Annotated in this window: 15 protein-coding genes and 1 other RNA gene; 9 read left to right on the top strand and 7 right to left on the bottom strand. The window is 63.4% G+C overall.

What is annotated here, in order from left to right; genetic code table 11:
* Window positions 1-44 precede the first annotated feature (44 nt).
* On the bottom strand, window positions 45-950 hold the full coding sequence (gene rpoH, locus J2S32_RS06475; protein WP_253518675.1) for an RNA polymerase sigma factor RpoH: 906 nt from the start codon (window positions 948-950) through the stop codon (window positions 45-47).
* 122 nt (window positions 951-1,072) lie between these two features.
* Entirely contained in the window at window positions 1,073-2,017 is a 945-nt protein-coding gene (locus J2S32_RS06470; RefSeq protein ID WP_253518672.1) for an RluA family pseudouridine synthase, read from the bottom strand.
* Between the two features lie 16 nt (window positions 2,018-2,033).
* Between J2S32_RS06470 and J2S32_RS06465 the strand changes: the two genes are divergently transcribed.
* The 3 genes from J2S32_RS06465 to J2S32_RS06455 all read left to right on the top strand — a co-directional run bounded on the left by J2S32_RS06465 (window position 2,034) and on the right by J2S32_RS06455 (window position 3,869).
* Complete coding sequence (locus tag J2S32_RS06465; RefSeq protein WP_253518669.1) at window positions 2,034-2,429, top strand: M67 family metallopeptidase; 396 nt, start codon at window positions 2,034-2,036, stop codon at window positions 2,427-2,429.
* Between the two features lie 34 nt (window positions 2,430-2,463).
* Complete coding sequence (locus J2S32_RS06460; RefSeq protein ID WP_253518666.1) at window positions 2,464-3,123, top strand: histidine phosphotransferase family protein; 660 nt, start codon at window positions 2,464-2,466, stop codon at window positions 3,121-3,123.
* A gap of 95 nt (window positions 3,124-3,218) precedes the next feature.
* On the top strand, window positions 3,219-3,869 hold the full coding sequence (locus J2S32_RS06455; RefSeq protein WP_253522984.1) for an N-acetylmuramoyl-L-alanine amidase: 651 nt from the start codon (window positions 3,219-3,221) through the stop codon (window positions 3,867-3,869).
* 21 nt (window positions 3,870-3,890) lie between these two features.
* Here J2S32_RS06455 and J2S32_RS06450 read toward each other — a convergent pair whose 3' ends face one another.
* Both J2S32_RS06450 and J2S32_RS06445 read right to left on the bottom strand, forming a co-directional pair.
* Window positions 3,891-4,337, bottom strand: coding sequence for a BLUF domain-containing protein (locus tag J2S32_RS06450; protein WP_253518663.1), 447 nt, complete (start codon window positions 4,335-4,337; stop codon window positions 3,891-3,893).
* Window positions 4,338-4,352: 15 nt separating this feature from the next.
* Window positions 4,353-6,416, bottom strand: a complete 2,064-nt coding sequence (locus J2S32_RS06445; RefSeq protein ID WP_253518659.1) for a putative bifunctional diguanylate cyclase/phosphodiesterase — start codon at window positions 6,414-6,416, stop codon at window positions 4,353-4,355.
* Window positions 6,417-6,581: 165 nt separating this feature from the next.
* Here J2S32_RS06445 and rnpB point away from each other — a divergent pair.
* Window positions 6,582-6,996: RNase P RNA component class A (gene rnpB / locus J2S32_RS06440), an RNA gene on the top strand.
* A 50-nt stretch (window positions 6,997-7,046) separates the two neighbouring features.
* Window positions 7,047-7,553, top strand: a complete 507-nt coding sequence (locus tag J2S32_RS06435; protein WP_253518657.1) for a hypothetical protein — start codon at window positions 7,047-7,049, stop codon at window positions 7,551-7,553.
* On the opposite strand, the gene J2S32_RS06430 is transcribed toward J2S32_RS06435, so the two are convergent.
* Window positions 7,550-8,350, bottom strand: coding sequence for a metallophosphoesterase (locus tag J2S32_RS06430; protein ID WP_253518654.1), 801 nt, complete (start codon window positions 8,348-8,350; stop codon window positions 7,550-7,552). The two genes, J2S32_RS06435 and J2S32_RS06430, sit on opposite strands and share 4 nt — an antisense overlap.
* Window positions 8,351-8,694: 344 nt before the next feature.
* Here J2S32_RS06430 and J2S32_RS06425 point away from each other — a divergent pair, with 344 nt between their 5' ends.
* Complete coding sequence (locus J2S32_RS06425) at window positions 8,695-9,369, top strand: TorF family putative porin (RefSeq protein WP_330768074.1); 675 nt, start codon at window positions 8,695-8,697, stop codon at window positions 9,367-9,369.
* Between the two features lie 60 nt (window positions 9,370-9,429).
* Here J2S32_RS06425 and J2S32_RS06420 read toward each other — a convergent pair whose 3' ends face one another.
* Entirely contained in the window at window positions 9,430-10,182 is a 753-nt protein-coding gene (locus J2S32_RS06420) for an SIMPL domain-containing protein (protein WP_253518634.1), read from the bottom strand.
* A 91-nt stretch (window positions 10,183-10,273) separates the two neighbouring features.
* On the opposite strand from J2S32_RS06420, the gene J2S32_RS06415 reads away from it, so the two are divergent.
* A complete protein-coding gene (locus J2S32_RS06415; protein WP_253518622.1) occupies window positions 10,274-10,711 on the top strand; it encodes a VOC family protein in 438 nt (145 codons plus the stop codon).
* A gap of 24 nt (window positions 10,712-10,735) precedes the next feature.
* On the opposite strand, the gene nhaA is transcribed toward J2S32_RS06415, so the two are convergent.
* Entirely contained in the window at window positions 10,736-11,947 is a 1,212-nt protein-coding gene (gene nhaA / locus J2S32_RS06410) for a Na+/H+ antiporter NhaA (protein WP_253518619.1), read from the bottom strand.
* Between the two features lie 117 nt (window positions 11,948-12,064).
* Here nhaA and J2S32_RS06405 point away from each other — a divergent pair, with 117 nt between their 5' ends.
* Window positions 12,065-13,432, top strand: a complete 1,368-nt coding sequence (locus tag J2S32_RS06405) for a glycosyl transferase family protein (RefSeq protein WP_253518616.1) — start codon at window positions 12,065-12,067, stop codon at window positions 13,430-13,432.
* Window positions 13,429-14,565: a hypothetical protein gene (locus tag J2S32_RS06400; RefSeq protein ID WP_253518613.1), complete on the top strand. Its 1,137-nt coding sequence runs from the start codon at window positions 13,429-13,431 to the stop codon at window positions 14,563-14,565. The genes J2S32_RS06405 and J2S32_RS06400 overlap by 4 nt, the downstream gene beginning before the upstream one ends.
* Window positions 14,566-14,716: the final 151 nt, after the last annotated feature.

Raw genomic sequence — 14,716 nt, 5'->3', positions numbered from 1 at the left:
ACCCAGGGTATCGGCGGCCTTTTCAGTGTCGGTTTGCGTCTGCCTTACGCCACGCCGGCCAGCAGCCGGTCACCGGCGATGGTCTTCATCGCCTTCTGCACCTTTTCGAACGCGCGCACTTCGATCTGGCGAATGCGTTCGCGGCTGACGTCGTAGACCTGGCTCAGTTCCTCCAGCGTCTGCGGGTTTTCCGTCAGGCGCCGTTCGGTAAGGATGTGCTTCTCGCGCTCGTTGAGACTGTCCATCGCCTCGACCAGCATGTCGTGGCGCACTTCGGATTCCTGCGCGTCGGCGACCAGCTCGTCCTGCAACGGACCATCGTCCTTGAGCCAGTCCATCCATTCGCCCGAACCTTCTTCGCCATTGCGCATCGGCACGTTGAGCGAACCATCGCCGCCCATCAGCATGCGGCGGTTCATATTGACCACCTCCTGCTCGGGCACGCCGAGATCGGTGGCGATCTTGGTCACATCGTCGGGATGAAGATCGGTGTCCTCGTAAGCGTCGAGGTTCTTCTTCATCCGGCGCAGGTTGAAGAACAGCTTCTTCTGTGCAGCGGTGGTGCCCATCTTCACCAGGCTCCACGAACGCAGGATATATTCCTGGATGCTCGCCTTGATCCACCACATCGCATAGGTCGCGAGGCGGAAACCGCGATCGGCCTCGAACTTCTTGACGCCCTGCATCAGGCCGACATTGCCTTCGGAAATGAGGTCGGACACCGGCAGCCCATAGCCGCGGTAACCCATGGCGATCTTGGACACCAAACGCAGGTGCGAGGTAACGAGCTGCGCAGCAGCTTCGGTATCGTCATGTTCCTCGTAGCGCTTCGCGAGCATGTATTCCTGCTCTTGCGTCAGCACGGGGAATTTCTTGATTTCGGAGAGATAGCGGTTGAGGCTCTGCTCACCGCCGAGCGCCGGAACGCTCAAAGTTTTGGTATTGCTCACTTGTACCCTGACCTTTCTAGCGTCGACCTCGTGTGGCGGACCCCTGATGGGCATCCGACCTTCGGGCCACTAAGGTTACCTATAGCGGACGCAGCCCAGATTGCACACGCCTTTCGTCGATTTCAACGTGCGGTTTGGTCGATCAGTTCCCGCATATCGGAGGGCGGTTCGGCGCAGAAATCCAAGCTTTCGCCGCTGATAGGATGTCTGAATCCCAACCGTGCGGCGTGCAATGCCTGGCGCGCGAAACCGAGCTCTTCGAGCAGGGGCCTGAGGGCCTTCGGGGTGCGTCCATAGACAGGGTCCCCTAGTAGCGCATGACCGATTGACGCACAGTGAACACGGACCTGGTGCGTGCGCCCGGTTTCGAGGCGGCATTCTATCAACGATGCGTGGGTCAGCGCCTTGAGGGTCTCGTAATGCGTGACCGCGTGCTTGCCGCGGGACGTGTCGTCGGGCAGCACCGCCATCTTCTTGCGGTCGCGGTCCGAACGGCCGAGCCGACCTGCAATGGTGCCCGCGGGCGGGTTCGGGTGGCCGGCGCACACCGCGAGATAGCGGCGGGTGATCGAATGGTCGGCGAACTGGCGCGCCAGTCCTTCATGCGCTGCATCCGACTTGGCGACGACCAGCAGGCCCGAGGTGTCCTTGTCGATGCGGTGGACGATCCCCGGCCGCGCGACGCCGTTGATCCCTGACAGCTGACCCGCGCAATGATGCAGCAGCGCATTGACCAGCGTGCCGTCCGGATTGCCCGCTGCCGGGTGAACCACCATCCCCGCCGGTTTGTCCACCACCACCAGATGCGCGTCCTCGAACACCACATCGAGCGGGATGTCCTGCGGCTTGGCGGCCAGCGGTTCGGGCGGGGGCAGGACGATGGCAAAGCGTTCCTCGCCCTGGACCTTGGCCGATGCGCTGCGCGCCACCGTCTTACCGACGGTCACGGCGCCCTCGGCGATCAGGCCCTTGATCCGTTCGCGCGACAGTTCGGTCGCTTCGGCCAGTGCCTTGTCGAGGCGGCCGCTGCTGGTCAGCTTTCCGGTGATGATATCGGCATCGGCCATGCTAGGGCCATGCGCGATGCCGGCCCAAGTCTCAAGCGATGTCGTCGAACGCCTCCTCGCCGAGGCGCGTTCAGCGCATCCGCAGGAATGCTGCGGCATCCTGCTGGGCAGCGGCGAAGCGATCACTGCGATCCGGCCCGCGCGCAATGTCCACCCCGAACCCGCGCGCCGGTTCGAGATCGACCCCCAGGCTCTGGTCGATGCCTATCGCCAGGCCCGCGAGGGCGGTCCGCAGGTACTGGGCTATTACCATTCGCACCCCAATGGCGTGGCCGAGCCCTCGGCCACCGATCGCTCGCTCGCGGCAGGCGACGGGGCGATCTGGGCGATAATCGCGGCAGGGCGAATCACCTTGTGGCGTTCGGGGGATGCAGGGTTCGCGAAGCTTCCCTATGAGCTTGCCCCTCGCTAAGACCGTAATCGAATATTCACCACTCGGAAACTCAATGGACGACCGCCAATCGATCGATCTTGCCGCGATGCTGTGCTCGCGCTTGTGCCATGACCTGCTCAGCCCCGTCGGGGCGCTGTCCAACGGGCTCGAGCTGCTGGCGATGGAATCCGATGCCGAAATGCGTGCCAATGTGATGCAACTGCTCGAGCAGAGCGCGCTGATCAGCACCAACAAGCTCAAATTCTTCCGCCTCGCCTTCGGGGCCGCAGGCGGTTTTGGTGAACGCGTCGAGATTGCCGAACCGAAGGCGCTGATCGCGGCGCTGATTGCCGACAAGCCCAATATCACGATCGAATGGGCGCTGGCCGAACCCACGCTGGGCAAGCCCGCGGTCAAGGTGCTGCTCAATTTCGCGCAGATCGCAATCGATGCGCTGGTGCGTGGCGGGACGCTCGATATCGGGGCCGAAATGCGCGACGGCGCGTGCGAGATCGTGGTCCGCGCAATTGGGCCCAAGATCGCTTTCGACGACACCATCGGCAAGGCGCTCGACGGTTCGCTCGACCGCGCGGACCTGACCAGCCGTACGGCGGCTGCGCATATGATCAATCTGCTGGCCACCGAAAGCGGGGGCGGGCTGCAATATCACAAGGGTCCCGATGCGCTGGTGCTCGGCGCGGTCCTGCCGGCGGGTGAAGGGCTGATCGGGTGAGCTCCGATTTCGGCAAGCTGGGCCAGGGGCTCCCCGCCAGCAAGGACGAACTCGTCGACCGCGAAGTACTTTCGCCCAACCACGACGAACGCGCCATGCCGATCGACATGCTGGTGATCCATTATACCGAGATGGAGGACAAGGGCTTCGCCATCGAACGGTTGTGCGATCCCGAGGCCAAGGTCTCGGCGCATTACCTGATCGGCGAATGGGGCGAGGTCGTCCGGCTGGTCCCCGAGGAAAAGCGCGCCTGGCATGCGGGCCAGTCCTACTGGCGCGGGCACAAGGATGTGAATTCGGCCAGCATCGGGATCGAGCTCGACCATCCGGGCCACAAATATGGCTATCGCGAGTTCAACGATGCGCAGTTCGAAGCGCTGGTGCCGCTGGTTGCGCGGATCGTGAAGCAATACGATATCCCGCGCACCAATGTGGTCGGCCATTCGGATGTCGCCCCGGCGCGCAAGATCGATCCGGGCGAGCTGTTCCCGTGGGAGCGGCTGGCCGAGTATGGCCTGTGCCTGCCGCGCCCGAAGAAGCTCGAACGCGGCGATCCGTTCGACAATGACGCCTCGTTCTACCTCGCGCTCGAGCGCTTCGGCTACGATATCACCGATGGGCACAAGGCGGTCGAGGCCTTCCAGCGTCGTTGGCGCCCCGAGAAAATCGACGGGGAAATCGACGGCGAAGTGCGCGCGATCCTGTTCCAGCTTCTGCTCGATCGCGACCGGGGGAACGCCCGGTAATCCGGCGACCGCGCCGCCCGATCAGGTCGGTGGCAGCAATCCCTTTGCATCGCAGTCGAGCAGGCATTCCTGCATCTTGTCGACCGCGACGCGTGCATTCACGCCCATCAGGAAACGGATGTTCTGCAGTTCCTCGTCGAGCGGGGATGCTGGATCCTCTCCGCCTGAGAGTTCGGCCATGTGCCAGCGGGCGAACATGCGGTCCTTGACCCCGACCAGATCGACCAGGCGCAACTGAGCGTGATCGAAATCGCAGCAGATCCGCTCGAAGACTTCTGCGACCACCTCACCTTCGCCCTCGAGCAGTTGGATGAACTGGTTTTCGACGAAGACGAGTACCCCGGTGACACCGACCTCCTTGTTCCGGATGGCGGCACGTGCCGCGATATTGCTGACCTGCTGTTCGACCGTGAGTTCATCCGGAGTGAGGCAGGAGCGGCTGGTGTACAATAGCCTGCTGATGGGCATGATCTTCTCCCGGACCTAGGCTTCGGCAAAATCGGTTTGGGTGCCGGCTAGGGCAAGGAAGGCTGCGGGCGGTATTGGGCGGCCGGTGAGGAAGCCCTGGACCTCGTCGCATCCGTGATCGCGGATGAAGGACAATTGCGAGTCCGTTTCAATGCCCTCCGCGGTTATCTTCATGTTCAGGCTGGCACCCAATTGGGCGATCGCCCGCACGATCGACGCGCTGCCTACATCGTCGGGCAGTTTCTGAATGAAGCTCTTGTCGATTTTGATCCGGCTGATCGGAAAGCGGTGCAGGTAGCTCAGCGAGGAATATCCGGTCCCGAAATCATCAAGCGAGATACGTACCCCAAGGTCGCGGATATGGGTGAGCGTACGCAGCGCCGCCAGATCGTTGTTGAGCAGTGCAGTCTCGGTGATTTCGAGTTCGAGCCGATGCGGCGCCAGACCCGAGTCGGCCAGTGATTGGGTCACGATCTGGGGCAGTCGCGGATCGAGCAACTGCACCGGCGAAACATTGACCGCCAGATCGATGTGTCCGGGCCAGGAGGCTGCATCTTTGCATGCTTGCCGCAGGACATCTGCTCCGATCCGCGTGACCAAGCCCAGATCTTCGGCAATCGGGATGAACTCGGTCGGCGAAATTTCTCCTTGATCGGGGCAGGTCCAGCGCAGCAAGGCTTCGGCGCCCGATATCGCGCCGCTCTGCGAGGCGAAGACAGGTTGATAGACGATCGTGAACTCGTCCCGCATGCACGCCCGGCGCAGTGAGGCTTCCAGCGCCCGGCGACGTTGGATGGCTTCCATGAGCGTGGGTTCGAACACGCGATAGGTCTGCTTGCCATTATGTTTGGCCGAGTACAGCGCGATATCCGCATGCTGGATCAGGACGTCGGGGGTGACCCCATGGTCCGGAGCCAAGGCCACTCCGACGCTCCCGCTGAGCTCGACCACGTTGCCATCGATGATCATCGGCCGCGACAGGATTTCGATGATTCGCTCGGCAATGATCGAGGCTTGGCGATGGTCGCCAATGCCGAAGCACAAGACGGCGAACTCATCGCCGCCGATGCGCGCCGCCATGTCGCCGTCCCGAACCGCCAGAGTAAGCCTGTGCGCCAGGCGCTGGAGGACCACGTCACCGACTGGATGGCCGAGCGTGTCGTTGATCGGTTTGAAGCGGTCCAGATCGACCATCATCAGTGCGAAGGGGCGGCCGAACAGCTCGATCTTGTCGCATTCGAGACGTAATGCTTCGGTGAACTGGTGACGATTTGCGAGATTGGTGAGCGCATCGTGCATTGCGATGTGCGCAATCCGGCTCTCGCCGTCGGAACTCGTCTTGCGTTCGACAAGATAGGTCGAAATACCGGTCCCGACAATCAGCAGCGCGACCATCGCGATTGCGGTTGCCAGAGCGGCGAAGGCTTCGCTGTTCGCTCCTTGCGAAAAGCCGGGCATCGCCGAGACCGAGAACCCCGCCATACCGCCGAAATGCAGTCCGATGATCGCCAGCATCAGCAGGGTTCCAGCATGCCAGATGCCAAGAGCGCCGAAACTACGGCGCAACACACGGATTGCTAGCGAGGAGCAGGTGATGGCGATGACCATCGATGCTACCACGTATCGCCAGTCCCAATGCACGATCCCGTCTACGCGATAGGCAAACATACCCACGTAATGCATGGCCCCCATCGCAAGGCCGATGATCGACCCGCCGAGGAGGGGAGCGAGCCGGGCGAATTTTGAAGAAGCCAGCGCAAGCCCGGCGCCGATGCCCGCGACTGCGATCAAGGCAGAGACAACGGTAAGTGCCCCGTCCAACGTGACGGGCGTGTTCGGCTGATAGCCGAGCATGGCGATGAAGTGAGTTGCCCAGGTGGCGGCACCCGCCGTTACGGCGGACAAGAAGCACCAGTGGACCCGCGCAATCCCGTCCTCGGACAGCGTGCGGCGGAACAGGGTCGCCGAAACCATTGACCCGGCGATGCACATCACCGCAGCCATGAGGACGAACCAGAGATTGTGATCGTTTATAATGCAGCCGACTATCAGCATGAATCCTCGCGCGCGCGCCCGCATGGATTGCAGACCGCCGGGCCGCCTAGGTCGTAGAGGTTAACGAATTCGTCATGAAGCGGGTACGCGTGATGGATGAGTCCCGCGTGGGGGACCCATGCCGCCGCCAAGGCAAGCGTCCCTATTTATACTTTGCACTCTCGACCCCTTGCCCTATCTGCCACGGTGCCAGGGGGCCGGGCAGCCGCGTGCCGCAAGGTACGAGGAAAGTCCGGGCTCCACGAAACGAGGGTGGCGGGTAACGCCCGCCCGGCCGGTTTCTTCTGAGATCGGCCGAGGGAAAGTGCCACAGAGAGCAAACCGCCGATGGCCTGCTTGCAGGCTCAGGCAAGGGTGAAAGGGTGCGGTAAGAGCGCACCGGGGCTTCGGCAACGCGGCCCGCACGGCAAACCCCACCCGGAGCAAGGCCGAATAGGGGCGGCGCGTCCGCGCAAGCGGGCAGGTGCGTTTCGCATCGACCGCCCGGGTTGGCTGCTTGAGCTGCGGAGCAATCCGCAGCCTAGACGAATGGCTGCCGCCGCACGGCCGGTCCCTCGGGATACCGCGTGCGGGACAGAACCCGGCTTACAGGCCCCCTGGCAAATCTTCGACTGCGGGCAATAGCGAGGGCGTGGGGGTCTCTTCGGGGACCAGTTGCCCATCGACTTCGAGCCCTTCGAATGGGCGGCATGCCTCGTTCATGTCGTCGGAATGCAAATGCACTTTCAGCATCGGATCGGCCTTGGACCAATCGGTCCGCGGATCGTCGCGCACCACGCAGAGCGCGCGCCATGCCAGCGGCAGCTCCTGCAATTGCTCGATGGTCGGCAGGCCTTCGATCAGCACGTCGCGTCCGGCATAGCGGGCCGTCGCATAGCCGACGAACTTGGTTTCCGTGCCGCGGATATGGATGCGGTCGGTACCCTCGTCGATGCGGGCAAAGGTATCGAGCCGGATCGAGAACGCCGCCCAGATCGAAATGCCGATCAGCAGGACCAGAGCGACCATCGTCGCGACGACGGTCCATTTGGCGACGGGATTTTCCAGACCTTCGGGATGATCGATCGGCACGCGGGGAACTCCTTCAAGGCAGGATGCCGGATTCTGGAATGGGACTGGCGCACGCACTGCACCGCGCCAATGATCGAAACCAATTGCTAGGCGAATTCTTTGTCCGTGACTGCGATCGTACCATCGATGTCCTGCGTCTGGATCACCCGGCGCTGGTCGCCTTCGAGGACCAGGGCGGTCAGCTTGCCGGTACGAAAGGCGCCGGTATCGATCCCGATCCGGTAATCGGTATGCTCGATGTCCTCGAAGATCGTGTGCCCATGCACCACGACATGGCTGAACGGCTCGCGATGCTTGAGAAACCGTTCGCGAATCCAGCGAAGGTCGGACTGGTTCTGGTCTTCGAGGCTGTGCTTGGGATTGATCCCGGCGTGGACGAAGACATAGTCGCCCGCCACGATGATATCTTCCATCTCCGCGAGGAACTTGCGATGTTTCGCGGGCACGAGTTCGTGCAGCTCGGCCTGCAGTTCCTTCATGGTGAGCTCGTTGTAGCGCTTTTTCTTGATGCCGTAGCTCAGCACGGTCTCGCGCCCGCCATGCTTGAGGAAATGCCGGAGCATTTCCTTATCTTCGAAGCTCTCGAGGAACATTTCCTCGTGATTGCCGGCGATATAGCGGACCGCGCGGTGGTCGCGCCATTGGCGTGCGGTTTCGATCACGCGCGCGCTTTCGGGACCGCGATCGATCAGATCGCCCAGCATAACGACCGTACTGCGCGCATCGCCGGCCTTCCTATCGTCGTTTTCGATAGCGAGGATCAGTTCGTCGAACAGGTCACAGCGGCCGTGAATATCGCCGATGACGTAGAAGCGCTCGCCCTCCGGGACTCTCGGAAGGGGCTTGGCCGACGCGCCCTTGTTGAACAGTTTTGCGAGTTTCAGCATGTCAGGATTGTGCGACTTCGAGCCTGGTTCTGGTTTGAAGCCGACCAGATAGGCGCAAGCTGCGGCGGGAGCAACAAATGCGCTTGCACCGCTACTGTTGCAGTTGCGAGAAAAGCACAGCTATTGTTGCGTATGCGAAAACCTCGCGGCTGAAGCTTGCGTCAACCGGGCAAAGTGTGCAGGTTTATGACCGTATCCGGACGAGGAGCCTAACAAAATGGCCCCGACGGATTCGCAGGTGGGACGAAGCGACACTCGTACAGGAGTTTGTAATGCTCACGTCCTTTCGCGGCCTCATGGCCGTTTCGCTCGCTACCGCGGGCCTTTCTCTCGCAACTCCCGCCATGGCTCAGTCGGAAGACGACAGCGGGTTCACCACCTCCGCCAATGTGGCACTGACCACCGACTACCGCTTCCGCGGCGTCTCGCTCTCGGGCGGCGAACCTGCCATCCAGGGCGGCTTCGACGTCGGACATGAAAGCGGATTCTACGTCGGCACCTGGGCGTCATCGATCAAGGGTGGCCCGTCCTATGGCGATCTCGAATTCGATGTCTACGCCGGCTGGGGCGGCAATCTGAGCGATGCGGTGAGCGTCGATATCGGCGTGCTGTATTATATCTATCCGACCGAGGATCTGGGGCTCGATACCGATTATATCGAACCCTATGCCTCGATCAGCACCAGTTTCGGACCGGCCGAGGCCACCTTCGGGGTCGCTTATGCGCCCGAGCAGGATTCGCTTGGCGGGGACGATAACCTCTATCTTTATACCGATGTCGGCTTCGGCATCGCCGACAGCCCGTTCAGCATTTCGGGCCACATCGGCTACACCGACGGTGCTCTGGCCCCGCCGCTGCTCGCCGGTGACACCGACGATACCGGTCTCGATTGGTCGATCGGCGCGAGCGTTGCCCAGGGCAATTTCGAAGTAGGCGTCGCCTATATCGGCGTCGAAGGCCCTTCGATCAACGACTTCACCGACGATGCCATCGTGGGTACGATTTCCGCCAGTTTCTGAGAATTCACTGGCGGGAATTCCCCGGAGGGGGGCGCATGCCAGCGCGCCCCCCTTTTCGCGTCAGTCGAGCGCAAAATCGACCGTAGTCACCACACGGACCTTCTTGAACGGCGTATCGCCGATGCCCCATCCGCCCGCCTCGCCATCGCGGGCGTCGATCGAGAAATAGCCCTGCGTCGCCTTGTGGATGCCGCCAACCGCAGCGCCGCTGTCCTGCGCGAACTGCTCCGCCGCAGCGCGCGCGTCCTTGGTCGCCTCGGCCACCATTTCGGGCTTGATGTCATTGAGCCCGGTGAAGGTGTAGCTGATCCCCGATCCGTCTTCGAGCACCACGCCATCGCGCACCAGTTCGGCCTGCCGGCGAACCGCGCGCTGGGCGCGGTCGATATCGCGCGTGCGCAAGACGGTGCGCTGGCGCACGGTGTAGAACACGGTCCCGTCATTGGTGTAGCTCGAAACATTGATCCCGGCCGGGGTCAGCTCCTCTGCGGGAAAGCCTAGCTCTTCAAAAAAGGCCCGCACTGCCTCGGCGTCGCGATCGGTATTGGCTTGTGCGGTTTGCAGATTGGTTGCGGTAGAAGCGAACGACACCGTCCATGTTGCCAGATCCGCAGTAACCTCGCGCTCGGCCAGACCGCGCACGGTCACGCTGCGCTCGGCCGCTTTCATGCGCACCAACCCGTCGCCAAGTACGAAGCCGCCGACGATCAGGCCCAGCGCGACAATGCTCGCGCTTCCCAGCCAGCGCTTCAGCGTTGCATCGCCATGTCGCGGTGTGGCACCATTGTGCACGCTTTCGGTTTCTTCGGGCATGTTCGCCTTCCTCTCTGACCTGTGTCTCCCAAGACTGGCGATAGGGCTCGAGCGATGAACCGTGTTTGAATAGCGATGAATGGAGTTTTGCTTGACCAAATATCTGCACACAATGATCCGCGTGAGCGACCCCGATGCGACGGTGGCGTTCTTCAAGCTGATCGGACTCGAGGAAGTGCGCCGCTTCGATGTCGAGGCCGGGCGCTTCACGCTTATCTTTCTCGCCGCGCCGGGGCAGGAAGGCGTGGCCGAGGTCGAGCTGACCTATAACTGGCCTGCCGAAGAAGGCAGCGCGCCCGAAGAATACGCGGGCGGGCGCAATTTCGGCCACCTCGCCTACCGGGTCGAGGACATCTACCAGACCTGCCAGGCGATCCTCGATGCGGGACATACGGTCCACCGCCCGCCGCGCGACGGGCATATGGCCTTCGTCAAGACGCCCGACGGGATTTCGGTCGAACTGCTGCAGGACGGCTATCTCGACCCGCAGGAACCCTGGGCCAGCATGGAGAACACCGGGAGCTGGTAAGCTCTCGGTGCCTCATCGGCCAGGTCAGTCGATATAGGGGGAGCGCGCATCATCCGGATGCGTCGCCGACAGTCGCAGGATGACATAACCGGCGATGGCGGAGATCAGCGATCCGAGCAGGATCCCGATCTTCGCCTCGTTGATCAGCAATTGCTGCCCGGCAAAGGCCAGCCCGCTGATGAACAGCGACATGGTAAAGCCGATCCCGCACAGGATCGAGACGCCCCAGATCTCGGGCCAGGTGGCCTGGTCGGGGCGGGGTGCGAAACCGAGCTTGTCGGCGGCCACGATGGCGGCGAAGATGCCCACCTGCTTGCCGATGACAAGGCCTGCGGCAATCGCCAGTGGCAACGGAGCGAGCAGGTGCTCGAGCCCCATCCCGGCCAGCGGCACGCCGGCATTGGCGAACCCGAATACGGGCACCACCAGATAGGCGCTCCACGGGGCGAGGCCATGCTCCATGCGTTCGACCATCGTCTGGTCGTCAGGACCGACCATCGGGATGCACAGCGCAGCAACCACGCCAGCGATCGTCGCGTGGATGCCCGAATTGAGCACGAAGTACCACAGCGCCAAGGCTAGCAGGATATAGGGCCAGTAACGCGCCACGCGCATCCGGTTGAGCACCATCATCGCGACCACCACGCCCGCCGAGGCAGCCAGCCAGCCGAGCTTGATATTCGCCGTGTAGAACAGCGCGATCACCATGACCGCGCCGATATCGTCGACGATCGCCACGGTCAGCAGGAACAGCCGGAGCGATGCGGGGCAGCGATTGCCCAGCAAGCCGAGCACGCCCATCGCGAAGGCGATGTCGGTTGCCGCAGGGATTGCCCAGCCGCGCAGCAGTTCGGCATCGCCGCCGACCACGCCGACATAGACCAGCGCCGGGATCGCCATGCCCGCAGCCGCCGCCAGGATCGGCAGGCGACGCGATTGCGCGGTGGACAGCTGCCCTTCGATCCATTCGCGCTTCACCTCGAGCCCGACGACGAAGAAGAACACCGCCATCAACCCGTCGTTGATCCACAGGTGCAGATCGTCGAGCTTGGGGATCGGGGTCCAGGGCAATTCACCGTAGAACAATTGCTCGTATTCGCCGGCCAGCGGCGAATTGGCCGCGAGCATTGCAGCGGCCGCGACGAGGATGAGCAGGATGCCCGCAGAGGCGTCGCTGACGAAGAGCGCGCGGACGGGGGCAAACACGAGGCGAAATGCTGAAGGGCGTTCGGTCATCTTGGGCACGCTCTCTTTCGCAAAGCGGCCCGCGTTGCAAGTCTTGAAGCACGCGGTTATTCAGAAAGGCAGGGGGTACGCTTGGTATCTGGGGCATTCACGGTCGCTGAATGGTTTTTGGTCGTACAGCACGAGCTGCTGCTGTTCGCGGCAGCCTTTTTCACGCTCGGCATAATCGATGAATTTGCGCTCGACTGTACCTATCTCTGGTGCCGGTTGACCGGACGCATCCGCACCCCGCGGCTCGATAAAACCGAATTCGCCGAAATCGATTGCCTGGCGGGACGCGCTGCGGTGTTCATTCCCGCGTGGGAGGAAGCCGATGTCATCGGACCCACGCTGGTGCACATGCTCGATGCCTGGCCGCAGGACGAACTCACGGTCTATGTCGGCTGCTATCGCAACGACGTCTCGACCATGGCTTCGGTGGTTGCTGTAGTGCGTGGCGATCCGCGCGTCCGGCTGGTGGTGCATGGCAAGGATGGGCCGACGTCCAAGGCCGATTGCCTGAACCGGCTCTATGCCGCTTTGGCGGAAGACGAGCAGCGCTCGGGCGTGGGAGCACGGATGGTCGTGCTGCACGATGCGGAAGACATGGTCGATCCCGCCGCGCTCGACCTGCTCGACCAGGCGCAGTGGCACGCGCATTTCGTCCAGCTTCCGGTGCTCGCGCTGCCGCAGCGTCATTCGCCGTGGATCGGGTCGCATTATTCGGACGAATTTGCCGAAGCGCATGGCAAGACGCTGGTGGTGCGCGATGCGCTGGGCGCGGCGATCCCGGGGGCAGGGGTGGGTTGTGCCATCGCGCGCGGATCGCTCGGCCAGCTCGCGCATCGGCAGGGCGGCAAACCCTTCGCCGAGGATTCGCTGACCGAGGATTACGAGCTTGGCCTGAAGATCGCGCAGGCGGGCGGACAGGGCCGGTTCCTGCGCGTGCGCGGGGCCGATGGACGGCTGATCGCGACCCGTGCCTTCTTTCCCTCGCGGCTCGACCAATCGATCCGGCAGAAGACGCGCTGGATGCATGGCATTGCCCTGCAGGGGTGGGACCGGCTGGGTTGGGACAGCGAGCCGGTCGAACTGTGGATGCAGTTGCGCGATCGGCGCGGCCCGCTGGCAGCGATCCTGCTGGTCGTGGCCTATTTGCTCGTGTGCCTCGTCGCCGTGGGCCTGATCCTAGAGCAGTTGGGACTGGTCGAACCGCCCCCGACCACGCCGCTGTTAAGCGTGCTGTTCTGGATCAATTTCGTCGGGCTGGCGGGACGGTTCGCGGCGCGGGCCTGTTTCACCGCGCGCGAGTATGGTTGGCGACAGGGCCTGCTCGCGATCCCGCGGACACTGGTGTCGAACATCGTCTCGATCATGGCCGGGCGGCGTGCGCTCGCCGCTTATGTCGGCACTTTGCGCGGTGCGCCGATCGTCTGGGACAAGACCGAGCACCGCGATCACCCGGCGCTCGTCCTGCCGGGTAGGGGTGCTGCATGACCCATGCGGTCGCCCGGCGGCAGGGTCAGCCTGTGCTGTTCCTCGGCCTTTTACTGGCGGGCTGGTGCCTGCTGCGCGTGCTCACCTGGGAAAGCCCGTGGCCGCAGGCGCTCGGACTGCCCGAGCCGCTCCACTTCGCCAGCGCCGACCTGCGCCAGCCAGGCACCACAGCCGGGCTGAACGACGGCATCATCGCTCTCCTTGCGAGCAATGATCGCCTCGCCGATGAAGCCGCAGGGCGTTCCGCACCGCTGCCTGTTTTCCTTAGCCCGGTGGCAAGTACTGCCGAGCGGCCGCCTTTCGAGCGATCCGATCCCCTCGAGCATTTCGACACGCACCGGCGCGCCGCGGGCCACAATCTGTTGTTCGCCGCCGGGATGGCAAGCCTGCCGCTACCGCGCAGCGTTGCCGCCCTGCTCGACCGCGAGCAGGGCATGCTGCAGCCTGCGACGCGGTCGATCCCGCGCCGGGCATCATCCCCGTGGCGCTTCGATGGCTGGGTCGTGCTGCGCGAGGACGGTCTCCAGCTTTCCGAGGGCGGCACGCGTCCAGCCAGCTATGGCGCAAGCCAGCTTGGCGCAGTCCTGTCCTACCGCCTCGCACCCGGTACGCCGCACGCCCCCGCCGCCTATCTTCGCGCCAGCCGCGCGCTGGTCGATGGCGGCGAGTCCGAAGGCGCGCTGGGCCTGCGCGCAAAACCGTTCGGACGCATCCCGCTTGCCGTTCATGCGGAGGCCCGTCTGACCATCCGGCCGGGCGACAGCCCCGAAATACGTCCCGCAGCCTTCGTGGCCGGAGGTTTCGACCGTATCGACCTGCCCGCACAGCTGGTGGCGCGCGGATATGGCCAGGCCGGCTATGTCGGCGGCGAATTCGCCACCGCGTTTGCCGATGGCGCTTTCGTGGCCGAGCGCGAGGTCGCGCAGTTCGATCTTGGCCGCGTGGCGCTGGGCGGCGGTGCGTGGGGCGGCGCGCAGCAGGGTGCGGCGCGGCTCGACATCGGCCCCAGCCTCACCATCGACCTGCACCTCGGCGCGGCGCCCGCGCGGATCGAGGCCGATTATCGCTGGCGCGTGGCGGGCAATGCCGAGCCCGGCAATGGCGGGGTCGTGACGCTTTCGACCGGTTTCTGACACAGTCTTAAAATTCGCCTTCGGCGGCGCTATTCTGCTATTAACCATCCCGTAGAAGAGCAATTATCACGACCGAGTCATGGAACTTCGAATTATCCTTGCATACGCGCTCATTGCGCTTCTCATGTGTGCGGCAATCGGCGCATTCGTA

Origin of the sequence: Qipengyuania citrea, assembly GCF_024171405.1 — a bacterium.
Classification (GTDB): domain Bacteria; phylum Pseudomonadota; class Alphaproteobacteria; order Sphingomonadales; family Sphingomonadaceae; genus Qipengyuania; species Qipengyuania profunda.
This window is presented reverse-complemented; position numbering and strand designations above follow the sequence as displayed.

Excerpts from the sequence above, each read along its gene's own strand:
- J2S32_RS06430 (WP_253518654.1), bottom strand. The coding sequence starts at position 8,350 with ATGCTGAAACTCGCAAAACTGTTCAACAAGGGCGCGTCGGCCAAGCCC.
- J2S32_RS06460 (WP_253518666.1), top strand. The coding sequence starts at position 2,464 with ATGGACGACCGCCAATCGATCGATCTTGCCGCGATGCTGTGCTCGCGC.
- J2S32_RS06445 (WP_253518659.1), bottom strand. The coding sequence starts at position 6,416 with ATGCGGGCGCGCGCGCGAGGATTCATGCTGATAGTCGGCTGCATTATA.
- J2S32_RS06470 (WP_253518672.1), bottom strand. The coding sequence starts at position 2,017 with ATGGCCGATGCCGATATCATCACCGGAAAGCTGACCAGCAGCGGCCGC.
- J2S32_RS06425 (WP_330768074.1), top strand. The coding sequence starts at position 8,695 with ATGGCTCAGTCGGAAGACGACAGCGGGTTCACCACCTCCGCCAATGTG.
- J2S32_RS06455 (WP_253522984.1), top strand. The coding sequence starts at position 3,219 with ATGCCGATCGACATGCTGGTGATCCATTATACCGAGATGGAGGACAAG.
- nhaA (WP_253518619.1), bottom strand. The coding sequence starts at position 11,947 with ATGACCGAACGCCCTTCAGCATTTCGCCTCGTGTTTGCCCCCGTCCGC.
- J2S32_RS06465 (WP_253518669.1), top strand. The coding sequence starts at position 2,034 with ATGCCGGCCCAAGTCTCAAGCGATGTCGTCGAACGCCTCCTCGCCGAG.
- J2S32_RS06400 (WP_253518613.1), top strand. The coding sequence starts at position 13,429 with ATGACCCATGCGGTCGCCCGGCGGCAGGGTCAGCCTGTGCTGTTCCTC.
- J2S32_RS06420 (WP_253518634.1), bottom strand. The coding sequence starts at position 10,182 with ATGCCCGAAGAAACCGAAAGCGTGCACAATGGTGCCACACCGCGACAT.
- J2S32_RS06450 (WP_253518663.1), bottom strand. The coding sequence starts at position 4,337 with ATGCCCATCAGCAGGCTATTGTACACCAGCCGCTCCTGCCTCACTCCG.